Here is a 21,937-nt window from a genome sequence, read left to right on the forward strand (position 1 = left end):
AGTGGTCGGACGGCACCATCGCCCGCAACCGGATCCAGTCGTTCGACGCGACGTTCGGCCTGCAGAAGACGGACAGGATCTCGCTGCACCGCGAGACCGAGGCCGGCATGACGACCCTGAAGGTCGGTTCGCAGAAGGCGCTGCCGACGTTCGACGACACCGACCCGTACGCCTACTACGACGAGGCGAACCCGCAGAACTCGGTCATCGTCGCGGGCTCGGGCACGTCGATCACGGTCACGGAGCAGAACAGCAAGAAGGGCACGATGACCATCGCGGTCGAGCGTGCCGCGAATGCTCCCGCTGTCCCGGCATGGGATGCGAAGACCACGTACAAGGGCGGCGAGATCGTCTCGTACAAGGGCGCCGAGTGGCTCGCGACGTGGTGGACGAAGGGCCAGAAGCCCGGCAACCCCTACGGCCCGTGGCAGGAGCTGGGCGTCGAGGACGAGAACGGCGTCCCGGCCTGGACGGCGTCGCGCATCTTCAACCGGGGCGACGTCGTGACGTACAAGGGCGCCACGTACGAGGCCAAGTGGTGGACCCGCAACCAGGCGCCCGGCGGCAAGTGGGGCCCCTGGGAGAAGATCGGCTGATCCGATCCCGCGCCGCGAAGGCCGCGTCCCGCTCGGGGCGCGGCCTTCGCCGTTTCCCGCGCCCTACGCTGATCTCATGGCCCACGACGACGGGAAGATGGCGCGCGTGAGGACGGCGCCGGCATGACGCTCGAGCGCTGCCCCTGCGGCTCGGGCCGCGCATATGCCGCCTGCTGCGGCCCCCTGCACGCTGGGGCACGCCTCGCCGAGACGCCGGAGGAGCTGATGCGCTCGCGCTACAGCGCGTATGCAAAGCACGACGCCGACTATCTGCTGCGCACCTGGCACCCCCGCACGCGCCCTCAGCCCGGCGAGCTGGTGTTCGACGAGCTCCTGCGGTGGACGGGTCTCGAGGTCACCGCCGCCGAGGGCTCGACCGTGGACTTCGTCGCGATCTACGAGACCGGGGCCACGGGTGCTCCGATGATGGGTGCGCTCGCCGAGCACGCCAGATTCGATCGTCGCGGTGGCCGCTGGGTGTACGTCGACGGCGACGTCACCGCCTGACAAGCCCCGCCGCCGGATGGTCAGGCGGATGTCACCGGGTCGCAACCCGCCCGGGCGAGTCGTCGCCGAGTCGTCAGGCCGGGGCCATCCGAGCGCCACCCCCGCCGGGAAGCGTGGAACGCGTCCACCGCTCCCCAGCGAAAAGGAACGATCGCCATGCGCCTCCGTCATCTCACGGTCACCGCCCTCACGGGCGCCCTCGCCGTCGCCGGCTCGTCCGCCCCGGCCTTCGCCGCACAGCCCGAGAGGGTCTCCGTCGCGACCACCGCCCACCGCGGCGCGATGGCCTACGCGCCGGAGAACACGCTCGCCGCCTTCCAGCTCGGCATCGACCAGGGCGCGACCTGGATCGAGTCGGACGTGCAGCTCACGAAGGACGGCGAGACGATCCTCATGCACGACACCACGCTGGCGCGCACGACGGACGTCGAGCAGGTCTTCCCCGACCGCGCCCCGTGGCGCGTGCAGGACTTCACGCTCGCCGAGATCAAGCAGCTCGACGCCGGGTCGTGGTTCGGGCCGGAGTTCGCGGGCGAACCCGTCCCCACGCTCGCCGAGATGGTGTCACAGGTCCGCTCGAGCCGCGCCGGCATCATCATGGAGCTCAAGTCGCCCGAGCTGTACCCCGGCGTCGAGCAGAAGGTGATCGACGTGTTCGCCTCGTTCCCGGGGTACATGAAGTCGGCTCTCGCGAGCGAGCGCCTGTCGGTGCAGAGCTTCAACTGGGATTCGATGAAGACGTACGCGCAGCTCGCACCCGAGACGCCCGTCGGACTGCTGGGGGCGCCGGCGGTCGCGGACCTGCCCGCGTACGCCGAATGGGCCGAGCAGATCAACCCCAGCGCGGGCCAGGCGACGGCGGCCTACATCGACCAGGTGCACGCCAACGACATGGAGGTCAACGTCTGGACCGTGAACGACGTGCCGACGATGACGCGCCTGCTCGACTGGGGCGTCGACGGCATCATCACGAACACCCCCGACGTGCTCGAGGCGCTGCTGCACGAGCGCAGCAAGCACTGATCCGGACGAGCGCGGCCCCGGCGAAGAACGTTCCGCCGGGGTCGCGGCACGTGTCAGCGCCGGCGCTGGGCGTCGCGCGGATCGACCGCCACCCGCACGGCGACGCCGGCCGCGGCGGCGGCGAGCGCCTGGTCGATCTGCGCGAGCGGATACCGCGCGCTCACGAGTTCCTCGAACGGGTGGTCGGCCGCGTGCTCGCGAAGGTAGCGCACGGCGGCGTCGAGGTCCTTCGGGGCGTAGTTGTGCACGCCGCGGATGGTGACGAGCCCGCGCACCAGGCGCTCGGGATCGACCAGGAGCGGCTCCGTCGGGAACACGCTGCCCACGAGCACGACGACGCCGCCGATGCCCACCGTCTCGAGCGCGGCGCGCACGGCGCGCGGCGATCCGGATGCTTCCAGCACGATCTGGAACTCGGCGGATCCGGTCGCGGCGAGCGCCGCGGCGAGCGAGCGGTCGTCCCGGGGATCGACGACCCGCGCGGCGCCGAAGCGGACGGCGAGGGCCCGGCGCGACGGATCCGGATCCGCGACCACCACGGTCGCACCCCGCTGCCGGGCGATCGCGCAGGCGGTGAGGCCGATGAGCCCGCCACCCAGGATCAGGACCGTCGCGTCGTCGACGTCCGTCACCTCGTCAGCGCGGGAGAGGGCGGCCCAGGCGGTCGCGGTGCCGCACGCGGCGGGGGCGAGGACCTCGGCGCGCAGCGTCTCGCCGCCCCGCACGATGGCGGTGCCGGCGCGCAGGTGCGCGTGCGTCGCGAAGCCGCCCGTGAGCTCCCAGCGCGGCTGGATGCGCTCGTGCCCGTACTTCACCAGGGCGCGGCACTTCTGCGGCAGCCCGCGGCGGCAGCGGTCGCAGTCGCGGCAGCTCGCCATGATCGACCAGACGATCCGATCGCCGATGTTCACGGGAGCGCCGTCCACCGCGCGCACGCCCGGGGCCACGTCGATCACCCGGCCGACGTGCTCATGTCCGAGCACGAGCGGGGTCGGTGCCGAGCGATGACCCTCGACGGTGTGCACATCGGAGCCGCACACCGTCGCCAGTTCGATCGCCACGAGGGTCTCGCCTGCGCCGAGCACGACGCCGGGCACGGCGACCGTCTCGTGCGGCCGACCCGCGCCGGTCCAGACCATCGCGACGGCCGGCGGCTCGAGCACCACATCGCGCGACGCGGGCATCGGCGTCGGCACGAGCGCCGGCGACGACATGTCAGACGTTCCCGGCGGCGGCCACGCTTTCGCGCACCGGGAGGCCGAGCAGCGCGCGCAGGTCTGCGACATCGTCGAGCACCACGTGCGCGCCGGCGGCCTCGAGGGCCGCGCGGTCATGCGCGCCGCTCAGCACGCCGACCACGAGTCCGGCTCCGGCCGACAGACCAGAGCGCACGTCGCTCTCGGTGTCGCCGGCGACCGCGACGGCCGCGACGCCCGACACCTGCGCCCGCAGGGCGGCGCCGAGCACGAGATCGGGAGCGGGACGCCCGCGGCCCACGTCGGAGGGCGACAGCACGCCGTCGACGAGGCCCTGCCAGCCCAGGCCGTCCAGGATCGCGTCCCTCGTCACCGGCGCGAAGCCGGTCGTGAGGTACACCGAGATGCCTGCGGCGCGGGCGTCCTCGAGCAGTTCACGCGCGCCCGGGATCGGCTCGACGCCCTCCTCGGCGATCAGCTCGGCGTAGGCGTGCTCGAACGCCGCCGTCGCCTCTTCGGCCCGCGCCGTGTCGCCGCCCGCGAGGTGGGTGAAGACGTCGAACTTCGACTGCCCCATCGTGTCGCGCACGTATTGCAGCGCGTCGTCCCACGTCATCCGATCCGCCACTCCGGTGCGCTCGTGCGCACGCTGGAAAGCGCGCTCGACGACGCCGTCGTCGCGCACGGTCGTGCCGGCCATGTCGAGCACAAGGAGCTCGACGGACGGGGTGGCGGATGCGGTCATGGGATCCCCTCTCGGCGCCGATCGCAGCCTCGACGAGCGATCCAGCACTCCAGCCTGACATCGCCGATCCGCGCGGATATTCCGGTCGCGGCATTGTTCAGGTGCCGTTCACCGAGCCTTCCGCGACGCGGCCTCACGCCCGCCGGCCTCGCGCCGCTCCGTGCACCGGCGAGGCGAGTGCGCGGCTCAGGATCCGGACGCGCCCGCCTCCGTGACGGAGACGTCCGTGCGGTGGAAGCTCTGGAACGAGCGCGACGCGGTCGGTCCGCGCTGGCCCTGATACCGGTTGCCGTATGCGCCCGAGCCGTAGGGGTTCTCGGCGGGCGAGGTGAGGCGGAAGAAGCACAGCTGGCCGATCTTCATGCCCGGCCACAGCTTGATCGGCAGGGTGGCCACGTTCGACAGCTCGAGCGTGACGTGGCCGGAGAAGCCAGGGTCGATGAAGCCCGCCGTGGAGTGCGTCAGCAGGCCCAGCCGGCCGAGCGACGACTTGCCCTCGAGGCGCGCGGCGACGTCATCTGGCAGCGACACCGTCTCGAAGGTCGAGCCCAGGACGAACTCGCCCGGGTGCAGGATGAACGGCTCGTCGGGCGCGACCTCGACCAGGTGGGTGAGGTCGGGCTGATCCTCCGCGGGGTCGATGAACGGGTACTTGTGGTTGTCGAACAGCCGGAAGTACCGATCGAGGCGCACGTCGACGCTCGACGGCTGCACCATCGCCGGGTCGTACGGGTCCAGGCCCACGCGGCCGGAGTCGAGCTCGTCCTTGATGTCGCGATCCGAGAGCAGCACGGGATCAGCCTATTGGGTGAGCCGACGGCCCCCCGCTCGCGATGACACACGGCACCCGTCCCGTCAAGCGGGAGGCGGATCCGGAGCGGACGCGCTTACATCGGAGAGTCAGTGGTCCCGAAGAGAAGGGAGACGCGCATGTCGCAGAACTCTGGTCAGACCCCCTCCACCCCGAGCACGGACGATGTCCCGGAGGTCACCCCCGCCGACGTCGCCCGCACCGTCGGGACGTCGCAGGGCCTGGAGCACGAGCCCGCTTCGGACGGCTCGAACTCCGACTCGAACTCGAACTCGGACTCGAACTCGAACTCGAACTCGGACTCGGACTCGGACTCGGACTCGGACTCGGACTCGAAGGTGCCGCCCGCCGCCGCCGAGGCGGCCGCGAACGCGGCCGAGACCGCGCAGGGCGGACCGGACGACAGCTCGGATGCCGGGTCGGACGACGACGTGCCACAAGACGCCACGCCCGAGTCGGGCGGAACCTATCTCGCCGAGCCGACCGCCGCCCAGCAGAAGGTGGCCGACGGTCTGCGCACCGCGGGAGAGAAGGTCGAGTCGCTCGCACCGTCCGACGGCGTCGCGAAGGAGATCGCCGACAAGGCCTCTGCCGGACTCAAGCAGGCAGGCGACTGGGTGTCGGAGCGGGACGCCGGCGCGATGCTGACCGACGCGAAGTCGTTCATGAAGCGCAAGCCCTGGGCCGCTGCGGCCATCGGGGTCGGTGCTCTGGTCCTGCTGCGCAAGCTGACGGGCGGCTCCAAGCGCCGCAAGCACTGACGTCCGTCGCGCCGCGGGAGCGCGTGCGGGTCCTGTTATGCTGGCCCTCACGCGCTCCGGCGCGTTCGGGGCTGTAGTTCAATGGCAGAACTTCTGCTTCCCAAGCAGACAGCGCGGGTTCGATTCCCGTCAGCCCCTCCACCTCATCCCGCCATGCCGCGATCAGCGCGCGTAGCGCTCGACGAAACGGCGGACGATGCGACCCGTCTCCGTGACGGGCACGCGGCGCACGGCAGCGAGCGTGTCCTCCAGCTCCTGCGGCGCGAAGTACCCGAAGCCGTCGTACGCGCGGATGCGCGTCGAGATGCCGTCGACGTCGAGCTCGGGATGGAACTGCGTCGCGTAGACGTTCTTTCCGACCCGGAACATCTGCACGGGCGAAGCCGGTGAGGAGGCAAGCAGCACCGCCACGTCGGGCAGGTGCCTGATCGCCTCCTTGTGTCCCACGAACGCGTCGAACGTGCGGGGCATGCCGCGCAGCAGCGGATCGGACACCCCCTCTTCCGTGAGCGTCACGGGGACGACCCCGACGGCCTCGCCGAAGGTCTTGTCGATCGTGGCTCCGATGTGCGCCCCCAGCGTGCCGACGCCGTAGCACGCGCCCAGGAAGGGGACGTCACGCGGAACGACCTCCCGCAGCAGCGCGTCGAACTCCGCCTCCACCCTCCGCTGCACTGTGGATTTCCGATCCTCCGCATCGGAGGCGTTGAAGGGACTGCCGCCCACGAAGATCCCCGAGATCGCGTCGAGATCCAGGCGCGGCATCGGTTCGGCTTCGAGCCGCACACGGATCAGCTCCTCCGGACGGAGTCCCCCGAAGCGCAGGAACAGCTCATACTCCTCCTCGGCCGGCCCATCCTCGGCTCGGGTGGCGAGGAGCACGAACGGACGAGAGCGGCTCACGCTGCCGGACCGTACTGCCCGGTGAGCGCCGCAAGCACCTCGGCGGCGGTGCGCTCCGCGCGCACGTGCGCGACGCCGAGACCGGCGTTGATCGACATCCCGCGCGGGTCGTCCGCCGCGTTCGCCGCGGCGAGCTCATCCTCCGCGCCCGGCGCGACCCCCGAGCCCCACCGCGCCGTGAACTCGTTGGCGATCACGCGCTCGGGGATGTCCTCCGGCCAGCCGTAGCCGGCCGCCCGATCGAACGCCGAGGTCAGGATCGTGTCGTCCGGTCCGGCGGCGATCAGCGCGCACCGGGTGCCAGGAGATGTGAGCGCCTCCCGACACGCGGCGAACGCCGTTCCGACCCATGCGCCGCTCGCCCCGCGCTCGAGCGCGTCGCGCACGTCCGCGGCCGTGGCGATCGCGCCGGCGGCGAGCACCGGTCGATCGGTCATCGTCACGGCCGCTTCGAGAAGCTCGTCGCGGTCGACGAGGAATCGTCCGTGGCCGCCCGCCTCGCGCCCGCGCACGACGATCACATCCGCCCCCGCCGCGTCGGCGGCCTCGACGCCTGCCGGATCGAACACCTGGGCGGCGGCGCGCACGCCGCGGTCGTGCGCGCGGGCGATCCAGTCGAAGTCGTCCCCGAAGCTCAGCGACAGCAGCACCGGCTGCGCGTCGAGCGCGAGGTCGAGCAGCGCGGGCTCCTTGCGCACGACCCAGTCGACGAGCCCGATGCCGACGCGCACGCCGTCGGGCACGAGCGGCAGCTGCCGCTGCAGCGACGCGACACTGCCGGAGCTGCCCATGCCGATCATGCCGAGCCCGCCGGCGCGGGACACCGCCGCCGCGAGCTCAGCTCCCGCGACCCCGCCCATCGGGGCGTTCACGATCGGAACCCGGACGTCGAAGGGCAGCGAGGCGACCATGCTCCGATCCTCTCAGCGCGGGTCGCCGCGCGGAAACCCGTCAGCCGGCCGGCGGCGCGCCGGCTCCCGCGCCGGGACCCGAGCCCTCCTGCTGCTCGACGCTGCCCCCGTAGTCGTTCGACGGATCGCGGTAGATCGTGTGGACGTGACCCCAGCCGCTGGTCACGACGCCGTCGACGTCGGCCCCGGCCGAGCCGTTCTGCGCCGCGAACTCGATGTAGACGTCCGGGCCGGAGATCTGGAAGGAGATCCCGTCGCCCTGGGTCATGTCGTAGACGGTCGCACCGGACCAGGTGACGTACGTCTCGTCGAGCGTCGCCTCGATCTCGGCGAGCGCCGCGGCGTTCGTCTCCTCGTCGGCCATTCCGGCCCAGTTGGCGATCACGGCGAGCAGGAGGTCCTTCTGCTCGTCCGTGAGGTCGGCGCCGAGCAGTCCCGTGCCCGTCGGATAATCGCACGTGCCGCCGGGCGCGCAGGCCATCGTCGCCGGCTCCTCGCCCTGATAGAGCGACGCCTTCTGTTCGTCGGTCAGGCTGTCGTAGAAGGCGAAGGCGGTCTCGTAGATCGCGGCGAAGGGCTGCACCTCCTCCCCCTCGGAGTCCGCGTAGACGGCGGGCTGCACGCCGAGGTGCGTGGGCGCGAACGTGATCGCGTTCTCGGCTCCGTTGAGATCGGCGTTGATGCCGAGGTGGTGGCCGCCGAACTGCACCGCCCAGGCGCCGGTGTCCGACGGATCGCCGAAGAACGCGATGTAGTACTGGCCGAGCGACTCCTCGGTGCTGCTGCTGTTGTCCCGCAGGTACTGGTCGCCGGCCATGATGCCGGTCGCGGTCGCATACGCGTCGTCGCTCAGCAGCGCCTCGAGCACGCCGAGAGCGGCCTCCTTCTGCTCATCGGTCAGGTCGGCGAGATTGAGGCCCGCACGCTCGACGAAGGTCACGGGGAAGTTCGACCACGAGGTCGACTTCGTCTCGTCGTCGTAGTCGTAGGTGACGGCGTCCACCTGCTCGTCCGACAGGGTCGCGAGGAACGCCTCGCCGGCCGCGGCCGTGGAGGAGATCGTCTCGGAGGTCGTCGTCGCGTCCGCGCCGGCGGCGGTCGACGTGTCGGTGGAGGCGTCCTCGGTCGTCGTGGTGATCGTTGTCGATGCCGAGCTCGACGAGTCGCCTATGGAGCTCGCACTCGGTGCGCCGGTCGCGCAGCCGGCGAGCACGAGGCTTCCCGCCACCAGCGCGGTGGCGATCCAGAGGGGTCGATTCGGGGTGTGCCGGCGCCGCGCGCCGGCCGTGTCGTCGTGGGTCATGCAGGCGACGGTACGAACAGGCGCTATCGGCTTCCTATGCCGGGCCGATGCGGCACTTTCGAAAGCACCCGCGCGTCCGCGGGCGGATGTCGGCGGATGGCGCGGCCGCGCCGCTAGCGTAGAGGCATGATGCCGGACGCGCGCGACGACGAGGTCGACCTCCTCATCGACGCCTGGTCGCGTCGACTCCCCGACATCGACCTGACGCCGCTGGACGTCATGTCGCGCCTGCGCCGCGCGGCGAACCGGCTCTCGCGCCTGCGGGCGGAGGCCTTCCGCGGGGCGGGGCTCGCGGCGTGGGAGTTCGACGTTCTCGCCGCGCTCCGCCGCGAGGAACCGCCGCACGAGCTCAGCCCCATGCAGCTGGTCGCCGCGACGATGATCGGCAGCGCCGCGATGACCAACCGCATCGACAAGCTGCTCGCGCGCGGACTCGTGGAGCGCCGCCCGCATCCCCGCGACGGCCGCGGCGTGCTCGTGCGCCTCTGCCCCGAGGGCATCGAACGCGCCGACGCGGCCATGACCGCGCTCGCGCAGCGGGAGGCGGAGGAGCTCAGCGCCCTCAGCCGCGCCGACCAGGCGACGCTCGCGCGCCTGCTGCGCGTGCTCGCCCGGTCCGAGCCGGGCTGATCCGCCCTCCCGCCTGTCAAGCCTGTGGTGCGGCCGGGCGGAGCGTTCGTAACGTCGGTCCCATGAGTACGGGAGACGCCAGGGACGACACCGGATCCGCGCGCCAGGGCAAGGCGGACGACCCCACCCGGGTGCGCAATCAGCCCGCGCTGCGCACGCCGAAGCGATGGGTCTGGCTCCTGCCGGGCCTGGTCCTCGCCATCGTCGCGATCATCGTCTTCGCGGTGCTGCTGCCCGTGAACCTCGCGCTCGCGTGGATCGGCATCGCCTTCGTCACCGCCTCCGCGGTCGGGCTCGTGGTGACGGCGTTCGCGATCCGCCAAAATCGCATCCGCAACCGCATGCTCGCGACCCTGATGGCGATCATGGCGGCGGTGGCGCTGATCCTGCTGCTCGCGATCCTGTGGTCCACGCAGGTTCCGAACATCTGACGCTCGCAGGGCGCACGAGCCTCGCGGACCCCGCCCGCGCGTTCAGCCCGCTCCGCCGGCCTCGGCAGGGGTGCGCAGCCACGACACCACGATGTCGCCGATCATCGACCGGAGGTGGTCGCTGAGCGGCGCCGCGTGCAGGTCGCGGTCGAACAGGAAGCCGAACGTGTACTGGTTCGCGACCTGGAACACGCAGTACGAGCTGATCAGCATGTGCACGTCGAACGCGTCGACATCGGGACGGAACAAGCCCTCCGCGCGACCACGCTGAAGGATCTCGTCGAGCAGCCCCACGGCCGGCTGACCGAGCTCGCGGATCGCGTCGATGCGCCGGATGAACTCGCCGCGGTGGATGTTCTCGATCATCACGAGCCGGATGAACGCGCTGTGGCGCACGTGGTGGTCGTACGTGAGCTCGGCGAGCCGGCGGATCGCGTCGGCCGGCGCCAGGTCTCCCACGTGGATCACGCGCTCGGCCTCGCGGATGCCCCGATACGCCCGTTCGAGGACCGCGAGGTAGAGCTGCTCCTTGCCGCCGAAGTAGTAGTAGATCATGCGCTTGGTCGTGCGCGTCCGGTCGGCGATGTCGTCGACGCGCGCACCCGAATACCCCTGCTCGGCGAACACCTCGGTCGCGACGTCCAGGAGCTCGGCGCGCGTGCGCTCCGGATCGCGCTGACGCGCGGCGGCATCTGTCACGTGGCTCTCCTCACTCGGCTCCGTCGATCTTCTCACCACCGCGGGCGTGACCTACGCGAGCGGCTCCGCGACGGCCAGGGGCTCGGGACGGTTGCGCGACGTCCACACCGCGCCGGCGCTCGCGCACACGACGAGCGCGAGCCCCACGACTTCGAGCCACGACAGCTCCTGCCCCAGCAGGATCCATCCGGCGAGCGCGGCGGTGGCCGGCGCGAGACTCATCAGGATGCCGAACGCCGCCTCGGTGAGCCGCCGCAGGGCGATCAGCTCGAGCGCGTACGGGATCGTGGACGACAGGATCGCGACGGCCGCGCCGAGCGCGAGGACGTCCGGTCGCAGCAGGACCGGCCCGGCGGTCACGATGCCGAACGGCAGCGAGATCACCGCCCCGATCGCCATCGCGAGCGCGAGCCCCTCGAGGCGCGGGAAGGCTCTGCCCACGCGCGCCTGCCCTCGGATGTAGAACGCCCAGCTCACCGCAGCGCCCAGGGCGCACAGCACGCCGACCGGGTCGAGGCGTTCCCACCCGCCCCCGCCCAGCGCGATCACACCGGCGAGCGCGAGTCCCGCCCAGATCCACGCGGCCCGCGTGGCGGCGACGAGGATCGACAGCGTCAGGGGACCGAGCACCTCGATCGTCACGGTCACACCGAGCGCGAGCCGCTCGAGCGCGAGGTAGAAGAACCCGTTCATGACGGCGAGCGCGACGCCGAGCCGGATCACGGCCTCCCACTCCTCGCGGGTGCGGCCGCGCAGCGAGGGCCGTGCCAGGGCGAGCAGGATGACCGCCGAGAACACGAGCCGCAGCATGACCATGCCGAGCGCACCCGTATGCGGGAACAGCAGCACCGCGATCGCGGCGCCGACCTCCTGGCACGCGAGGCCCGTGGCGACGAGCCCGACCGCGAGGCCGGAGGAACCGCGGGTCGTCACTCGGCGGGCTCGGCCGGGCACACGGCCCGGTCGGCGATCGCCTGGTGGTAGGCCTCAGCCGTCCAAGGCAGGGCGGCGTCGGGCGCCGTCTCACCGGACCGCGCGGGCACCTTCGATGCGATCGCGGCGAGCTCCTTGGCGAGGTACCCGACGAGTTCCTCGCTCGCGGCCGAGTTGTTCAGCACGACCGCGACCGTGAGCCCGTTGCCCGTGTCGGAGTAGGCGCTGGTCAGGTAGCCGGGCGTCGAGCCCTGCTGTCCGATCATCGAGCCGGCGATGTACGTGCCGCCCGCGTACTGGTACCAGGAGTCGGACTCCGTGCTGACCGGCTTGGCACTGCTCCAGCGCGGCACGAACGCGTCGCCGTCCTTCGCCCGCGCGGCGAGGTCCTCGGTGTAGAGGCCGAGCTCCCCGATCGTCGACACCGCTCCCGAGTCGGTGTAGCCGAAGCTCGCCGACAGCTCCGTGTACTCCCGCGGCTCGACGCATCCCTCGGCGCGGTCCGCCACGCTCGACCGATAGCCCGGCAGTGCGGGCTCGCCGGGAGGGGCGGCCTCGCGCCCCGGAAGCGCGGTCGCCTGCAGCCCGAGCGGCCCCGTCACGTAGCGACGGAAGAGCTCGGCGGCGCTCTGCTGCGCCGCGTTGGACAGCGCGACGCCGAGCAGCAGGTAGCCCGTGTCGGACTCGGTAAGCGCCACGCCCGGCTCGGTGCTCGGCTTGCCGAGGCCGGCGGCGGCGACCTCGCGCGGGTTCCACTGGCGCTCCGGCGTACGCAGCGCGTACGGCAGCAGTGTGGGATTCGAGCGGCCGAGGCCCGACGTGTTGTCGCACAGCTGCTGCAGCGTCACATCCGTCAGGTCGGGCGAGCTGGGCACGTACTGCGAGACCGGATCGTCGAGTTCGACGACCCCGTCGTCCACGAGGCCGTACAGGACGTCGCACGTCATGGGGCGCGTCATCGTCGTGACGCGGAAGGACATGTCGGTGGTCACGGGCTCGTCGCCGCCGGGAGTCGTCGTCCCGAGTCCCTCGACCCACGCGCCCGCCCACGGCACCCACACGCCGACGATCGCACCGGACGATCCGGACACCGCCATCGCGTGCTCCACGGCCGCCTGCATGGCCGTCACCGTGTCGCCCGGCAGCTCCCCGGTCACCTGCTCAGGCGTGCGCGCCTGCACGGCGTCCCCGCCCGTGCACCCGCTCACCGCCATCGCGATCGCCACCGTCGCCGCGACTGCCGAAACGGCACGCCGCACGTGAGATCGACCCCGCATCGACACCCCCGATCACCCGTCCACCGAGTCTATGTCCCGTCCCGCGCCTTCCTGATCCGGGCGATCCCTGATCTCGCAGATCGTTATGGCGTCGCGGTGGCGGCGGCCGCGGCCTGGCGCTGCTCCCACACCGCGCGCATGAAGCGGCGCACGTCCTGATCGACGCGGATGTCGCTCGGCCGCAGCGGGCGCGAGAGATAGAGGCCCTCGAGCGACGTCAGCCGGCTGAGCGCCACGTAGGTCTGACCGGGGGCGAAAGCCCCGGCGCCCAGATCGACGACCGCGCGGTCGTACGTCTTCCCCTGCGACTTGTGGATCGTCACGGCCCACGCCAGTCGCAGCGGGAACTGCGTGAACTCGGCGACGACCTCGCGCGTGAGCTTGCGGCCGATCGGGTCGTACGCGTACCGGTACTTCTCCCAGACGGCCGGCTCGACCTCGAACTCCTCGCCGTCGACGTCGACGCGCACGGTCTCGCCCACGATGCGCGTGACCGTGCCGATCGTGCCGTTCACCCAGCGCGGGGGCTCACCCGGCGACCCGGCGTCGTTGCGCAGGAACATCACCTGCGCACCGATCTTGAGCTTGAGCTCCTGGTCTGCCGGGTACACGTCGCCGCGCCCGAAGTCGCCGTTCACGTCGGCCTTCGCGGTCTGCTCGCGTCCCGGCAGCTGCGCCAGGTGTCGCGCGTTGATCGCATTCACGCGGTCGTTGCGCGTGGCGAGCGTGATGATCGGGTGCTCCGGGTCGTCCGGCGGCGTGCGCGCGCCCGTCGCGTTCAGGATGTCCGCGATCTCCTTCGTGACGCGGCCGTAGCGCACCGCGTTCAGCATCGCCTTGAACGCGTCGTCGTCCTGGCGGTGGATCTGCGTGAGCTCGCGGATGTGCAGCTCGGCGCCGTGCCGACCCAGCTCGATCAGGCCGTCGCCCTCGGGCTCGCGCCCCGCCCACACGTGCGCGTCGAAGAACCAGAACGAGCGGTAATGGTCCTGGATGTAGCGTGCCTCGTCACCGCGCGGCGGCACCGGAGCGAGCTGGTACGGGTCGCCGAACATCACGACCTGCACGCCGCCGAACGCCTCGCCGCGGCGGCCGCGCGCCTGCCGCAGCGAACGGTCGATGCCATCCATCAGGTCGGCGTTGACCATCGAGATCTCGTCGATCACCAGGGTGTCGATCGCATTCAGCAGCTTGCGCGTGGCGTCGTTCTGCTCGATGTCGCTGTCGGCGATCAGCCCGATCGGCAGCTTGAACAGCGAGTGGATCGTCTGGCCCTCGACGTTCAGCGCGGCGACCCCCGTGGGCGCGCACACCGCGATCTGCTTCTTCGTGTTCCACGCGAGGTGGTTCAGCAGCGTGGACTTGCCGGTTCCGGCGCGTCCCGTCACGAAGACGTGCTCGCGCGTGTCCTCGATGAGGCGGAAGAGCTCTTCCTGCTCGGGGGACAGCGCGGGCATGGGCTCTATCCTCCCACCCGGCCGACGGCGGCTCCCCCGTCATGCACAGGCGTTTCGCACCCGTGACGCGCAGGCACGCTCAGGATCATCCGGACCGGCGCTCCTTAGACTGACGCAATGGACCAGGCCCCCGCGAGCGCGCCGCCACCGGCAGGCCCCGCGGCAGGAGACCACACGCGCCCGGCACGCCGCAGCGGGCTGACCGGCGACCTGGTGATCCTCGGCATCGTCGGCGTGCTGCTCGCGGCGGCGATCTGGGCGGGGTTCTCGGCGCTGCACCGCCAGTTCTGGGGTCCGAGCGCGTTCGTCGAGCGCTACATCGGCATGCTCGCCGAGGGCGACGCGGCGGCCGCGCTCGCGGTGCCGGGGGTCACCCTGGACAGCACGGATCTGGAGGCCGCCGGCCTGCCGGCGACGTCGTCCGACGCGCTGCTGCGCGAGGCCGTGCTGAGCTTCGACATCAGCGACGTGGAGATCACCTCGGAGCGCGAGATCGACGGCGTGGTCGAGGTGAGGGCGTCGTACCGGATCGACGGCACGCCCGGAGAGTCCCTGTTCCGCGTGCAGCGCATCGGCACCGAGGGCCTCGTGCCGAGGTGGGGCTTCGAAACGAGCCCGCTGGCCGAGATCCGGGTCGAGGTGCGCGGCTCCATGCAGTTCGCCGTGAACGGGTTCGAGGTCGATAAGCGCCAGGTGTCCCCCGACGGCTCCGCCGCCGACCCGACGGATGCGGTCTCGCTGCTCGTGTTCTCCCCCGGCGTGTACAGCGTCGCCGTCGACACGGCGCTGGCCGAGGCGGACCCCGTGAACGTGCTCGCCGACGCCGCGCTGCACAGCGTGCGGCTCGACATCCAGGCCCGGCCGAGCGAGGCCTTCGTCGACGTGGTGAAGGAGAAGGTCTCGGCCTTCCTGACCGACTGCGCGCAGCAGCAGGTGATGCAGCCGACCGGCTGCCCGTTCGGCATGGACACCCACGCGGTCGGCGGCGATCGCGTGCTCGCGGACACGATCGCCTGGACGATCCCGTCGCAGCCGCCCGTCGCGCTCGTGCCCCAGGATGCGTACTGGGCGATCTCCGCCGCGACCGGCACTGCTCACTTCGACGCGGACGTCGTGTCGCTGTTCGACGGCTCGATCTACCACGTCAGCGAGGACGTGCCGTTCGTGATCGACGGCACCGTCGAGGTCCTGCCCGACGGCACGGCGTCGATCCTGGTCGGCAGCCCGGCGCTGCGCTGACGCGCCGTGGCTACCGGACGCTGTCGCGTTCGGCGAGCTTCGCGAGGCGGGCGTTGTAGGCCGCGAGCTCGGCGTCGTCCGTGCGGTCGGCATGGCGGTCGTCCCGGCGCTGCTGGCGCTCATCGCTGCGGCTCCACTGGATCGCGACGACGATCGCCGTGATGAGCGTGGGGATCTCGCCGATCGACCACGCCACGCCGCCGCCGACGTACTGATCCTCGAGCGGCGTCGGCCCCCACGTGCGTCCCATGGCCCCGAACCACTCGGCGACCATCAGCCCCGACTGCATCATGATCGCGACGCCGAAGAACGCGTGGATCGCCATGACCGCGATGAGGGTGACGAGGCGTCCGGGGTAGGGCATCCGGTAGGGCAGCGGATCGATCCCCGTCAGCGTCATCACGAACAGGAAGCCCGAGATGAGGAAGTGCGTGACCATCCACACGTGGCCGAGGTGGTCGTACAGCGACCAGCGGAAGAGGTCGGTGTAGTAGAAGACCCAGAGCGAGCCGACGAAGATGCCGGCCGCCACGAGCGGATGCGTCACGACGCGCGCGAAGGGACTGTGCACGGCCCACATGATCCACTCGCGGCCGCCGCGCGTGCCGTCATCGCGCTTGGCGATCGCGCGCAGCGCCAGCGTGATCGGCGCCCCCGGCACGAGCATCAGCGGGATGCCCATCGTCAGCAGCATGTGTCCGAGCATGTGCAGGCTGAACAGGTAGTCCTGGTACGCGTTGATCGGCCCCGACGTCACCCAGAACAGCGTCACCATGCCGAGCACCCACAGCACCGTGCGGTAGATCGGCCAGCCGTCGCCGCGGCGCCGCAGCCGGATCACGCCTGCGAGGTAGAACGCGATGCCGAACGCTGCGACGAACGCCCACAGCAGATCGACGTCCCACGTCGTGAACCAGCGCTCGAGAGTGAGCTCGGGAGGCAGCGGCTCGTCGGTCAGGATCTCGGCGGGCGTCGACGAGTACGGCGTCTCGGTGAGCGGCGGCGACGTGCGCGCCAGCGCCGCGGCCGCTCCGGAGGCCACGCCCATGAAGGCGAGCTCGACGGCGATCAGCGTCCAGAACGTCCGCGCGGTACGCGCGCGCCCGATGCGGTCGATCAGCCGCAGCCGGTACCAGGCGGCGAGCAGCCCCATGAACACCAGCGCCGCGATCTTCAAGCACAGGATGCCGCCGTACGGCGTGGTCAGCTGCTCCCACGAGCTGATGGACGACAGCGTGCGCGCGAAGCCCGACAGCGTGACGACGACGAAGGCCACGAGCGCGATCGACGAGTAGCGCCGCAGCACGTCCCCGAGCCGCCCGGCGGACAGCGCGGGGCGGAGGACGACAAGCAGCACGAGCCCGCCCAGCCACACGGCGGCGCCGACGACATGCAGGCTCATCGCGGTGACCGTGGCGTTGTGGCTCGCGAGTTCGCCCGAGTGCCCCTGCGTCGCCATCGGGATGAGGGACGCGATCGCCAGGATCGCCGTGAGCAGCGTGGCCGTCCACGACCGGATGGCGAACGCCAGGATCGTGACGACCGCCGCCGCGATGGTCGTGATAAGCCAGGTGCGGCCGAGCTCGACCTCGGTGAGGAAGGCGCCGAGCTGCGCGCCGAACTCCGGCCCCGCGGACAGCTGCGGGTTGAAGGAGTCGAGGAACGTGAAGAACCCGACCGTGCCGGCCGAGATCGTGAACACCGCGGCGCCGATCGACGCGACATCCAGGGCGCCGTCGAACTCACGCTCGCCGGCCTTCAGCGCGAACAGCGCGAGCACGAGGGATCCCGCCATGACGGCGGCCGACACGTTCACGATCAGCTTCGCGATCGGCAGACCCCACCGCACGATCGGGCCCGGATCGCCCGCCGCCAGCGGATCGGCCGCGCCGCCGTAGGCGAGCGCCGCAAAGCACGTGAGCACGGCCGCGGCGATGAGGATCACGGGCCCGATGGCCCGCAGCGCGCGCGGATTCACCCGCTCAGCCTAGTTCGGCGTGCCTGGGATGGATCTGACTCCGTGCGCGGTCGTCCTGCGCCGTCCCGCCCCGCTCCCGCCCCCGGCCTCGGCCCCGACCCCAGGGCGAAACCACATGGTGTGAACGAGACCACAGGGTTCAGTCGCGCCAGAGCATGTGTTTTCGTTCAGACGATGTGGTTTGGCGCCGGCTGCTGCCCCGGGATCGAGCGTGAATCCGCGTCGAGGCGGAAAAGTCAAGCCCGGTGACCGGGAGTTGCGCCGCCCCCTAGCGTGACGGCCATGAGTATCGGAACCGGAGTAGTGCTGTTCGTGATCGGAGCCATCCTGGCGTTCGGCCTCGAGATCGACATCCCGGGCGTGGACGACGACTTCATCGGCTACCTGCTGATGGGCGTCGGAGCGGTCGTGTTCGTCATCGGCCTGGTGCTGCTGACTCGTCGTCGCTCCGCCGTCGAGCGCACCCGCACGGTCAACGATCCCGGCGCGGGCCGCGTCACGGAGCGTCGTACCGACGTCGACCCGTATTGACCCGAAGGGCTCGACGCCCCATCCGGCGCGTCGACCCCGCAAACGGCGAAAGGGGATGCCTCCGTCATGGAGGCATCCCCTTTCGTCTGCGCCGGATTACTTGGCGGCGGCCTTCAGCTTGGAGCCCGCGGTCACCTTGACGCGCTTGCCGGCCGGGATCTTGATCTCGGCACCGGTCTGCGGGTTGCGGCCCGTGCGAGCGGCCGTCTCGACCTGCTCGAACGCGATCCAGCCCGGGATCGAGACCTTCGAGCCCTTGGCGACGGCCTCCGAGACCGTGGTGAACAGGGCGTCGAGAACGCCCGAGACCGCGGACTGGCTCTGGCCCGTGGCGCTGGCGATGCTCGCGACGAGCTCGGTCTTGGTGATGGACTTGTCGGCCATGTCATCCTCCAGCGGCGCCGTGATGACGCCGCACTGTGATCAATGGACCGGAGACGTTTACCCCCGGGCGATCGTCGATCGCGCCTTGAATGTATCAACGGGGCCCGGAATTCCGCGGATTCTCGCGGGAATCCGGGCGATTCGACCGCGTGTCTGGTGCAGGAGTGACGGATGTGACGGATGTGACTTCATTCCGTGCGATCCGCGGAATTCCGCGGATCGTGACGCCGAACGGTCCGGGTCGGGCGCCGACGCCGAGATCTCTCAGTCGTGCAGCGTCCGCAACGCGGCCACGACATCGCCGTGCCAGCGTCGCGAGACGGCGAGCACACGGGCGAAGATGCCGGTGTCGTGCGTCGCGCCGAGGTACTGCACGGCGCTCGCGTCGACGCCTGCCTGCCGCAGCGCCGCCGCGTAGGCCACGCCGTCGCCGCGCAGCGGGTCGTATTCGGCGGTGAGGATCACGGCCGGCGGCATCCCCTCGAGCGACTGCGCCCGGATGGGCGAGGCATACGGCTCGCGCGCGTCCCTGCGGTGGCGCAGGTAGGTGCGGGCGACGGACGCGAGCTCGCGCGCCATCAGGATGGTCGGGATGCCCAGCGCACGCGATGCGCGGAAGTCGATGTGGCGCCCCGTGAGGTCGACGACGGGCACCTCCAGCAGCTGGAGGCGCAGGGGCAGCCCTCCGCGATCGCGGTTCATCAGGGCGACCGCTGCGGCGATGTTGCCGCCCGCCGACGTGCCGGCGATGCCGACGCGCTCGGGGTCGATGCCGAGCTCCTCGGCGTGCGCGAACACGTACTCGAGCGCGGCGTGGCCCTGCAGCACCTGCGTCGGATACTTGTGCTCGGGAGCGAGCGCGTAGCCCACGCCCACCATCGCGACGCCCGCCTCCGCGGCCCGGCGGCGATTGGCGGCATCCGTCGTCGGGAAGTCGAGCCCTCCGATCCGGAAGGCGCCGCCGAAGAACGTCACGCACGCGGGGACCGGCTCTGCGGGGCGCTCGCCGGTCGTCGGGTAGTAGATGCGCAGGAGCACGTCGGGCTGCCCCGGCACCTGCACGATCCGGTCGATCGTGTGCACGCGCGGCCCGGGCACGCCGTTCTTGCGCTGCTCGGTGCGATCCCACGACAGCGCGATCTTGCGGTGCTCGGCGCGGCGACGGCTCGGGCGATGCGGGTCGGGCGACGACTCGTGCCGGGCGACGGACCTCGCATCCTCGCGCGCCTCGGCCTTCGCGGCCGCGTGCGCACGGGTCTTCTCCTCGGCGGGCGCGGACTTGACGGCCGCCTCTGCGGCGGGACGCATGAACCACGGCCAGCCCAGTCGCCGCTTCAGCCCCTCGAGCCCCTGCCCGATCATGTACTTCTTCTGCCGGCGCAGACGCTCGGCGAAGAACGGATCGAGCGGCATGCGACCTCCTGAAGTCCCTCGGGTGCCTTCTCGTTCTCATCGTGCCAAAGTCACCCGAGCGGCGCCCCAGGACGACGCGGAGGGGGCGAGGATCGTCGGATCCTCGTCCCCTCCGCGGACGTCACGCCCCGACGTCGGCCGCGGGCCGCCGCGACAGGAGCAGGACCGCCACGGCGCCGACCACCAGCAGGGCCGCGGTGGACGAGTACAGCGCGACGTTCGTCCAGCCGGCGTCCAGCAGGGCACCGGCGGCGATCGGGGCGAGGATCGCGCCCGCACGCCCCACACCGAGCGCGGCCCCGACGCCCGTCGCCCGCACCTGCGTCCCGTACCGCGCCGGCGCGACGGTGTACAGGCCGGCGATGCAGCCGTTCACCAGCAGCCCGACGACGACGCCGAGGGCGAAGGCGAGTGCCAGGAAGACCGTGGACAGCACGAACGCCACGATCGCCGCCGCGCTCATCAGCAGGAACACCAGCAGCAGCCGCTCGCGAGACGCGCGCGCCGCGAGGGCGCCGTACAGGACCGATCCGGCAGCACCGCCGATCGCGAGCGCCATGCCCACGATCACGCCCTGGTCGACGGTCATCCCGGCCTCGACCATCAGCCGCGGCGTCCACGAGTTCACGAAGTAGAACGCGAACATCACGGTGAAGAACGCCGCCCACAGCAGCAGCGTCGCCGCGAGCACCTCGCGCGAGAAGAGTCCGCCGCGCCGCGACCGCGTCGTGCCGGCTCGCGTATCCGCCTCCGCACCCTCGATCCGATCGGGATCGAATCCGACCCGGGTCGCGATGCGTCGCAGCGCCCCGTGAGCGCGCCCGCCGCGCAGCTGCAGGAAGTGCACGGACTCGGGCAGCAGGAACAGCAGCACGGCCAGCAGCACGGTGCTCGCGATCGCGCCCGCCAGGAACACCGCGCGCCACCCCGCCCCCTCCTGGAGGACGACCGCCGCGAGCCCGCCCAGCGTCGCTCCGACGCCGTATCCGGCCGTGTAGATGCCCAGCGCGAGCCCGCGCCAGCGCGCGGACGAGAATTCCGCGGTGATCACCGTGATGCTCGTGAGGATGCCGCCCACGCCGAGTCCGGTCAGCACTCGCCAGATGCCGAGCTGCACGACGTCCTGCGCGGTCGCCGCGAGGTACATCCCGGCCGTCGCGAGCGCCACGGAGCCCAGCACCGTGACGCGGCGGCCGATGAGATCCGCGACGCGGCCGAGCGCCAGCGAGCCGACGGCCATGCCGATGAGCGTCGCACTGATGACGACGCCGAGGACCGTGCCCGTCAGGCCGAACTCCTGCTCGACACGTGCGGAGACGAAGGACATCGCGGCGACGTCGAAGCCGTCGAGCGCGTTCAGGAGCACGGCGGCCGCGACGATCGCCCACTGATAGGGCGTCATCGGCGCGTGCTCGAGGTGGTCGCGCAGATCGGATGCGCGTGCGGGAGAAGTGGTCATATCGCTGCAGCCTTCATCGGTTACTCGTCGACACGGCGCAACGTCGCGCCGATCGCCAGCATACCTATCCCCATAGCCTCTCACCATAGGTAAGGCCGGTTGCTGCCGCGTCCGGCGTGCCCGCGTCGCGCCTCCCGCATGCGAGAGGGGCGAGGATCCGTTGGATCCTCGCCCCTCTCAGTGCGACTGGGTGCTTACCAGCTCGACTTGGTCACGCCGGGCAGCTCGCCACGGTGCGCCATGTCGCGGAAGCGGACACGCGAGATGCCGAACTTCGTCAGGACACCGCGGGGGCGGCCGTCGATGACGTCGCGCGAACGGACGCGGATCGGCGATGCGTTGCGGGGCAGCTTCTGCAGGCCCACGCGAGCGGCCTCGCGCTCCTCGTCGGTCGCGTTCGGGTCGATGAGCTGCTTCTTGAGGGTCGCGCGCTTCTCGGCGTAGCGGGCGACGATCTCCTTGCGCTGCTCGTTACGAGCGATCTTGCTCTTCTTGGCCATGATTAACGCTCCTCGCGGAAGTCGACGTGCTTGCGGACCACCGGGTCGTACTTCTTCAGCACGAGGCGGTCGGGGGTGTTACGGCGGTTCTTCTTGGTCACGTAGGTGTAACCGGTGCCCGCCGTCGAGCGCAGCTTGATGATCGGACGGATGTCCTGAGCCTTCTTGGCCATTAGAGCTTCACACCCTTCGCGATCAGGTCCTTGACGACCGACTCGATGCCGCGGGCGTCGATGACCTTGATGCCCTT

The 21,937-nt window shown here is 71.2% G+C and carries 24 protein-coding genes, 1 tRNA gene and 1 pseudogene; 9 read left to right on the forward strand and 17 right to left on the reverse strand.

Annotated features, from left to right (window positions below):
• The 3 genes from RIF89_RS02545 to RIF89_RS02555 all read left to right on the forward strand — a co-directional run.
• On the forward strand, positions 1-596 hold a 596-nt coding region (locus RIF89_RS02545; RefSeq protein WP_309067592.1), incomplete at its 5' end, for a carbohydrate-binding protein.
• Positions 597-719: 123 nt separating this feature from the next.
• A complete protein-coding gene (locus RIF89_RS02550) occupies positions 720-1,103 on the forward strand; it encodes a YchJ family metal-binding protein (RefSeq protein ID WP_309067593.1) in 384 nt (127 codons plus the stop codon).
• A 156-nt stretch (positions 1,104-1,259) separates the two neighbouring features.
• Positions 1,260-2,126 carry a glycerophosphodiester phosphodiesterase family protein gene (locus RIF89_RS02555; RefSeq protein ID WP_309067594.1) on the forward strand — a complete coding sequence of 289 codons (867 nt, stop codon included), beginning with the start codon at positions 1,260-1,262 and terminating at the stop codon, positions 2,124-2,126.
• Positions 2,127-2,179: 53 nt separating this feature from the next.
• Here RIF89_RS02555 and RIF89_RS02560 read toward each other — a convergent pair whose 3' ends face one another.
• The 3 genes from RIF89_RS02560 to dcd all read right to left on the reverse strand — a co-directional run bounded on the left by RIF89_RS02560 (position 2,180) and on the right by dcd (position 4,859).
• Positions 2,180-3,340, reverse strand: coding sequence for a zinc-binding dehydrogenase (locus tag RIF89_RS02560; RefSeq protein ID WP_309067595.1), 1,161 nt, complete (start codon positions 3,338-3,340; stop codon positions 2,180-2,182).
• Between the two features lies 1 nt (position 3,341).
• Positions 3,342-4,067, reverse strand: a complete 726-nt coding sequence (locus tag RIF89_RS02565) for a phosphonatase-like hydrolase (RefSeq protein ID WP_309067596.1) — start codon at positions 4,065-4,067, stop codon at positions 3,342-3,344.
• A gap of 186 nt (positions 4,068-4,253) precedes the next feature.
• Positions 4,254-4,859, reverse strand: a complete 606-nt coding sequence (dcd, locus tag RIF89_RS02570; protein WP_309067597.1) for a dCTP deaminase — start codon at positions 4,857-4,859, stop codon at positions 4,254-4,256.
• Positions 4,860-4,997: 138 nt separating this feature from the next.
• Between dcd and RIF89_RS02575 the strand changes: the two genes are divergently transcribed.
• Both RIF89_RS02575 and RIF89_RS02580 read left to right on the forward strand, forming a co-directional pair.
• A complete protein-coding gene (locus RIF89_RS02575; RefSeq protein WP_309067598.1) occupies positions 4,998-5,639 on the forward strand; it encodes a hypothetical protein in 642 nt (213 codons plus the stop codon).
• A 67-nt stretch (positions 5,640-5,706) separates the two neighbouring features.
• Positions 5,707-5,780 (forward strand) — tRNA-Gly (locus RIF89_RS02580).
• 21 nt (positions 5,781-5,801) lie between these two features.
• Here RIF89_RS02580 and RIF89_RS02585 read toward each other — a convergent pair.
• From RIF89_RS02585 to RIF89_RS02595, 3 genes are read right to left on the reverse strand one after another with little or no spacing between them, the layout of a single operon-like run.
• On the reverse strand, positions 5,802-6,542 hold the full coding sequence (locus RIF89_RS02585; RefSeq protein WP_309067599.1) for a glutamine amidotransferase: 741 nt from the start codon (positions 6,540-6,542) through the stop codon (positions 5,802-5,804).
• On the reverse strand, positions 6,539-7,453 hold the full coding sequence (locus tag RIF89_RS02590) for a nitronate monooxygenase (protein ID WP_309067600.1): 915 nt from the start codon (positions 7,451-7,453) through the stop codon (positions 6,539-6,541). Before RIF89_RS02590 ends, RIF89_RS02585 begins: the two co-directional genes overlap by 4 nt.
• A gap of 40 nt (positions 7,454-7,493) precedes the next feature.
• Positions 7,494-8,756: a DUF3500 domain-containing protein gene (locus RIF89_RS02595; RefSeq protein WP_309067601.1), complete on the reverse strand. Its 1,263-nt coding sequence runs from the start codon at positions 8,754-8,756 to the stop codon at positions 7,494-7,496.
• A gap of 126 nt (positions 8,757-8,882) precedes the next feature.
• Here RIF89_RS02595 and RIF89_RS02600 point away from each other — a divergent pair, with 126 nt between their 5' ends.
• Positions 8,883-9,386 carry a MarR family winged helix-turn-helix transcriptional regulator gene (locus RIF89_RS02600; RefSeq protein WP_375294421.1) on the forward strand — a complete coding sequence of 168 codons (504 nt, stop codon included), beginning with the start codon at positions 8,883-8,885 and terminating at the stop codon, positions 9,384-9,386.
• 62 nt (positions 9,387-9,448) lie between these two features.
• Positions 9,449-9,817 (forward strand): hypothetical protein, encoded by a 369-nt coding sequence (locus RIF89_RS02605; protein WP_309067602.1) that lies wholly within the window; start codon positions 9,449-9,451, stop codon positions 9,815-9,817.
• Positions 9,818-9,859: 42 nt separating this feature from the next.
• Here the strand turns inward: RIF89_RS02605 and RIF89_RS02610 are convergent, their stop codons facing one another.
• The 4 genes from RIF89_RS02610 to RIF89_RS02625 form a co-directional block, all read right to left on the reverse strand.
• Positions 9,860-10,516, reverse strand: a complete 657-nt coding sequence (locus tag RIF89_RS02610; protein WP_309067603.1) for a TetR/AcrR family transcriptional regulator — start codon at positions 10,514-10,516, stop codon at positions 9,860-9,862.
• Positions 10,517-10,567: 51 nt separating this feature from the next.
• Positions 10,568-11,449, reverse strand: a complete 882-nt coding sequence (locus RIF89_RS02615; RefSeq protein WP_309067604.1) for an EamA family transporter — start codon at positions 11,447-11,449, stop codon at positions 10,568-10,570.
• The gene (locus RIF89_RS02620; RefSeq protein ID WP_309067605.1) at positions 11,446-12,708 is read right to left on the reverse strand and encodes a serine hydrolase domain-containing protein; all 1,263 of its coding nucleotides are present in this window, start codon (positions 12,706-12,708) and stop codon (positions 11,446-11,448) included. Before RIF89_RS02620 ends, RIF89_RS02615 begins: the two co-directional genes overlap by 4 nt.
• 101 nt (positions 12,709-12,809) lie before the next feature.
• Positions 12,810-14,183: an AAA family ATPase gene (locus RIF89_RS02625; RefSeq protein ID WP_309067606.1), complete on the reverse strand. Its 1,374-nt coding sequence runs from the start codon at positions 14,181-14,183 to the stop codon at positions 12,810-12,812.
• A gap of 117 nt (positions 14,184-14,300) precedes the next feature.
• Here RIF89_RS02625 and RIF89_RS02630 point away from each other — a divergent pair, with 117 nt between their 5' ends.
• Positions 14,301-15,422 (forward strand): hypothetical protein, encoded by a 1,122-nt coding sequence (locus RIF89_RS02630; protein WP_309067607.1) that lies wholly within the window; start codon positions 14,301-14,303, stop codon positions 15,420-15,422.
• Between the two features lie 10 nt (positions 15,423-15,432).
• Here the strand turns inward: RIF89_RS02630 and RIF89_RS02635 are convergent, their stop codons facing one another.
• The gene (locus tag RIF89_RS02635) at positions 15,433-17,400 is read right to left on the reverse strand and encodes a cytochrome c oxidase assembly protein (protein WP_309067608.1); all 1,968 of its coding nucleotides are present in this window, start codon (positions 17,398-17,400) and stop codon (positions 15,433-15,435) included.
• A gap of 282 nt (positions 17,401-17,682) precedes the next feature.
• Between RIF89_RS02635 and RIF89_RS02640 the strand changes: the two genes are divergently transcribed.
• Positions 17,683-17,931, forward strand: coding sequence for a DUF6458 family protein (locus RIF89_RS02640; protein ID WP_309067609.1), 249 nt, complete (start codon positions 17,683-17,685; stop codon positions 17,929-17,931).
• A gap of 96 nt (positions 17,932-18,027) precedes the next feature.
• On the opposite strand, the gene RIF89_RS02645 is transcribed toward RIF89_RS02640, so the two are convergent.
• The 6 genes and pseudogenes from RIF89_RS02645 to RIF89_RS02670 form a co-directional block, all read right to left on the reverse strand.
• Positions 18,028-18,315, reverse strand: coding sequence for an HU family DNA-binding protein (locus RIF89_RS02645; protein ID WP_203137009.1), 288 nt, complete (start codon positions 18,313-18,315; stop codon positions 18,028-18,030).
• 264 nt (positions 18,316-18,579) lie between these two features.
• Positions 18,580-19,728, reverse strand: a complete 1,149-nt coding sequence (locus RIF89_RS02650; RefSeq protein ID WP_309067610.1) for an alpha/beta hydrolase — start codon at positions 19,726-19,728, stop codon at positions 18,580-18,582.
• 121 nt (positions 19,729-19,849) lie between these two features.
• Positions 19,850-21,187, reverse strand: a complete 1,338-nt coding sequence (locus RIF89_RS02655) for an MFS transporter (RefSeq protein WP_309067611.1) — start codon at positions 21,185-21,187, stop codon at positions 19,850-19,852.
• A 194-nt stretch (positions 21,188-21,381) separates the two neighbouring features.
• Positions 21,382-21,687, reverse strand: a complete 306-nt coding sequence (gene rpsN, locus RIF89_RS02660; protein ID WP_135115039.1) for a 30S ribosomal protein S14 — start codon at positions 21,685-21,687, stop codon at positions 21,382-21,384.
• A gap of 2 nt (positions 21,688-21,689) precedes the next feature.
• Positions 21,690-21,860: a 50S ribosomal protein L33 gene (gene rpmG, locus RIF89_RS02665; RefSeq protein WP_055987916.1), complete on the reverse strand. Its 171-nt coding sequence runs from the start codon at positions 21,858-21,860 to the stop codon at positions 21,690-21,692.
• Positions 21,860-21,937, reverse strand: a pseudogene (locus RIF89_RS02670) (50S ribosomal protein L28); the annotation flags it as partial. The pseudogene RIF89_RS02670 and the gene rpmG, both read right to left, overlap by 1 nt.

The sequence above is a fragment of the Microbacterium sp. genome, assembly GCF_031178525.1.
GTDB lineage: Bacteria > Actinomycetota > Actinomycetes > Actinomycetales > Microbacteriaceae > Microbacterium.

Coding starts and splice junctions, on each gene's coding strand:
- RIF89_RS02625 (WP_309067606.1), bottom strand. CDS start 14,183: ATGCCCGCGCTGTCCCCCGAGCAGGAAGAGCTCTTCCGCCTCATCGAG.
- RIF89_RS02595 (WP_309067601.1), bottom strand. CDS start 8,756: ATGACCCACGACGACACGGCCGGCGCGCGGCGCCGGCACACCCCGAAT.
- RIF89_RS02555 (WP_309067594.1), top strand. CDS start 1,260: ATGCGCCTCCGTCATCTCACGGTCACCGCCCTCACGGGCGCCCTCGCC.
- RIF89_RS02650 (WP_309067610.1), bottom strand. CDS start 19,728: ATGCCGCTCGATCCGTTCTTCGCCGAGCGTCTGCGCCGGCAGAAGAAG.
- rpmG (WP_055987916.1), bottom strand. CDS start 21,860: ATGGCCAAGAAGGCTCAGGACATCCGTCCGATCATCAAGCTGCGCTCG.
- RIF89_RS02590 (WP_309067600.1), bottom strand. CDS start 7,453: ATGGTCGCCTCGCTGCCCTTCGACGTCCGGGTTCCGATCGTGAACGCC.
- RIF89_RS02640 (WP_309067609.1), top strand. CDS start 17,683: ATGAGTATCGGAACCGGAGTAGTGCTGTTCGTGATCGGAGCCATCCTG.
- RIF89_RS02630 (WP_309067607.1), top strand. CDS start 14,301: ATGGACCAGGCCCCCGCGAGCGCGCCGCCACCGGCAGGCCCCGCGGCA.
- RIF89_RS02600 (WP_375294421.1), top strand. CDS start 8,883: ATGATGCCGGACGCGCGCGACGACGAGGTCGACCTCCTCATCGACGCC.
- RIF89_RS02565 (WP_309067596.1), bottom strand. CDS start 4,067: ATGACCGCATCCGCCACCCCGTCCGTCGAGCTCCTTGTGCTCGACATG.
- RIF89_RS02655 (WP_309067611.1), bottom strand. CDS start 21,187: ATGACCACTTCTCCCGCACGCGCATCCGATCTGCGCGACCACCTCGAG.
- RIF89_RS02605 (WP_309067602.1), top strand. CDS start 9,449: ATGAGTACGGGAGACGCCAGGGACGACACCGGATCCGCGCGCCAGGGC.
- rpsN (WP_135115039.1), bottom strand. CDS start 21,687: ATGGCCAAGAAGAGCAAGATCGCTCGTAACGAGCAGCGCAAGGAGATC.
- RIF89_RS02575 (WP_309067598.1), top strand. CDS start 4,998: ATGTCGCAGAACTCTGGTCAGACCCCCTCCACCCCGAGCACGGACGAT.
- RIF89_RS02550 (WP_309067593.1), top strand. CDS start 720: ATGACGCTCGAGCGCTGCCCCTGCGGCTCGGGCCGCGCATATGCCGCC.
- RIF89_RS02645 (WP_203137009.1), bottom strand. CDS start 18,315: ATGGCCGACAAGTCCATCACCAAGACCGAGCTCGTCGCGAGCATCGCC.
- RIF89_RS02560 (WP_309067595.1), bottom strand. CDS start 3,340: ATGTCGTCGCCGGCGCTCGTGCCGACGCCGATGCCCGCGTCGCGCGAT.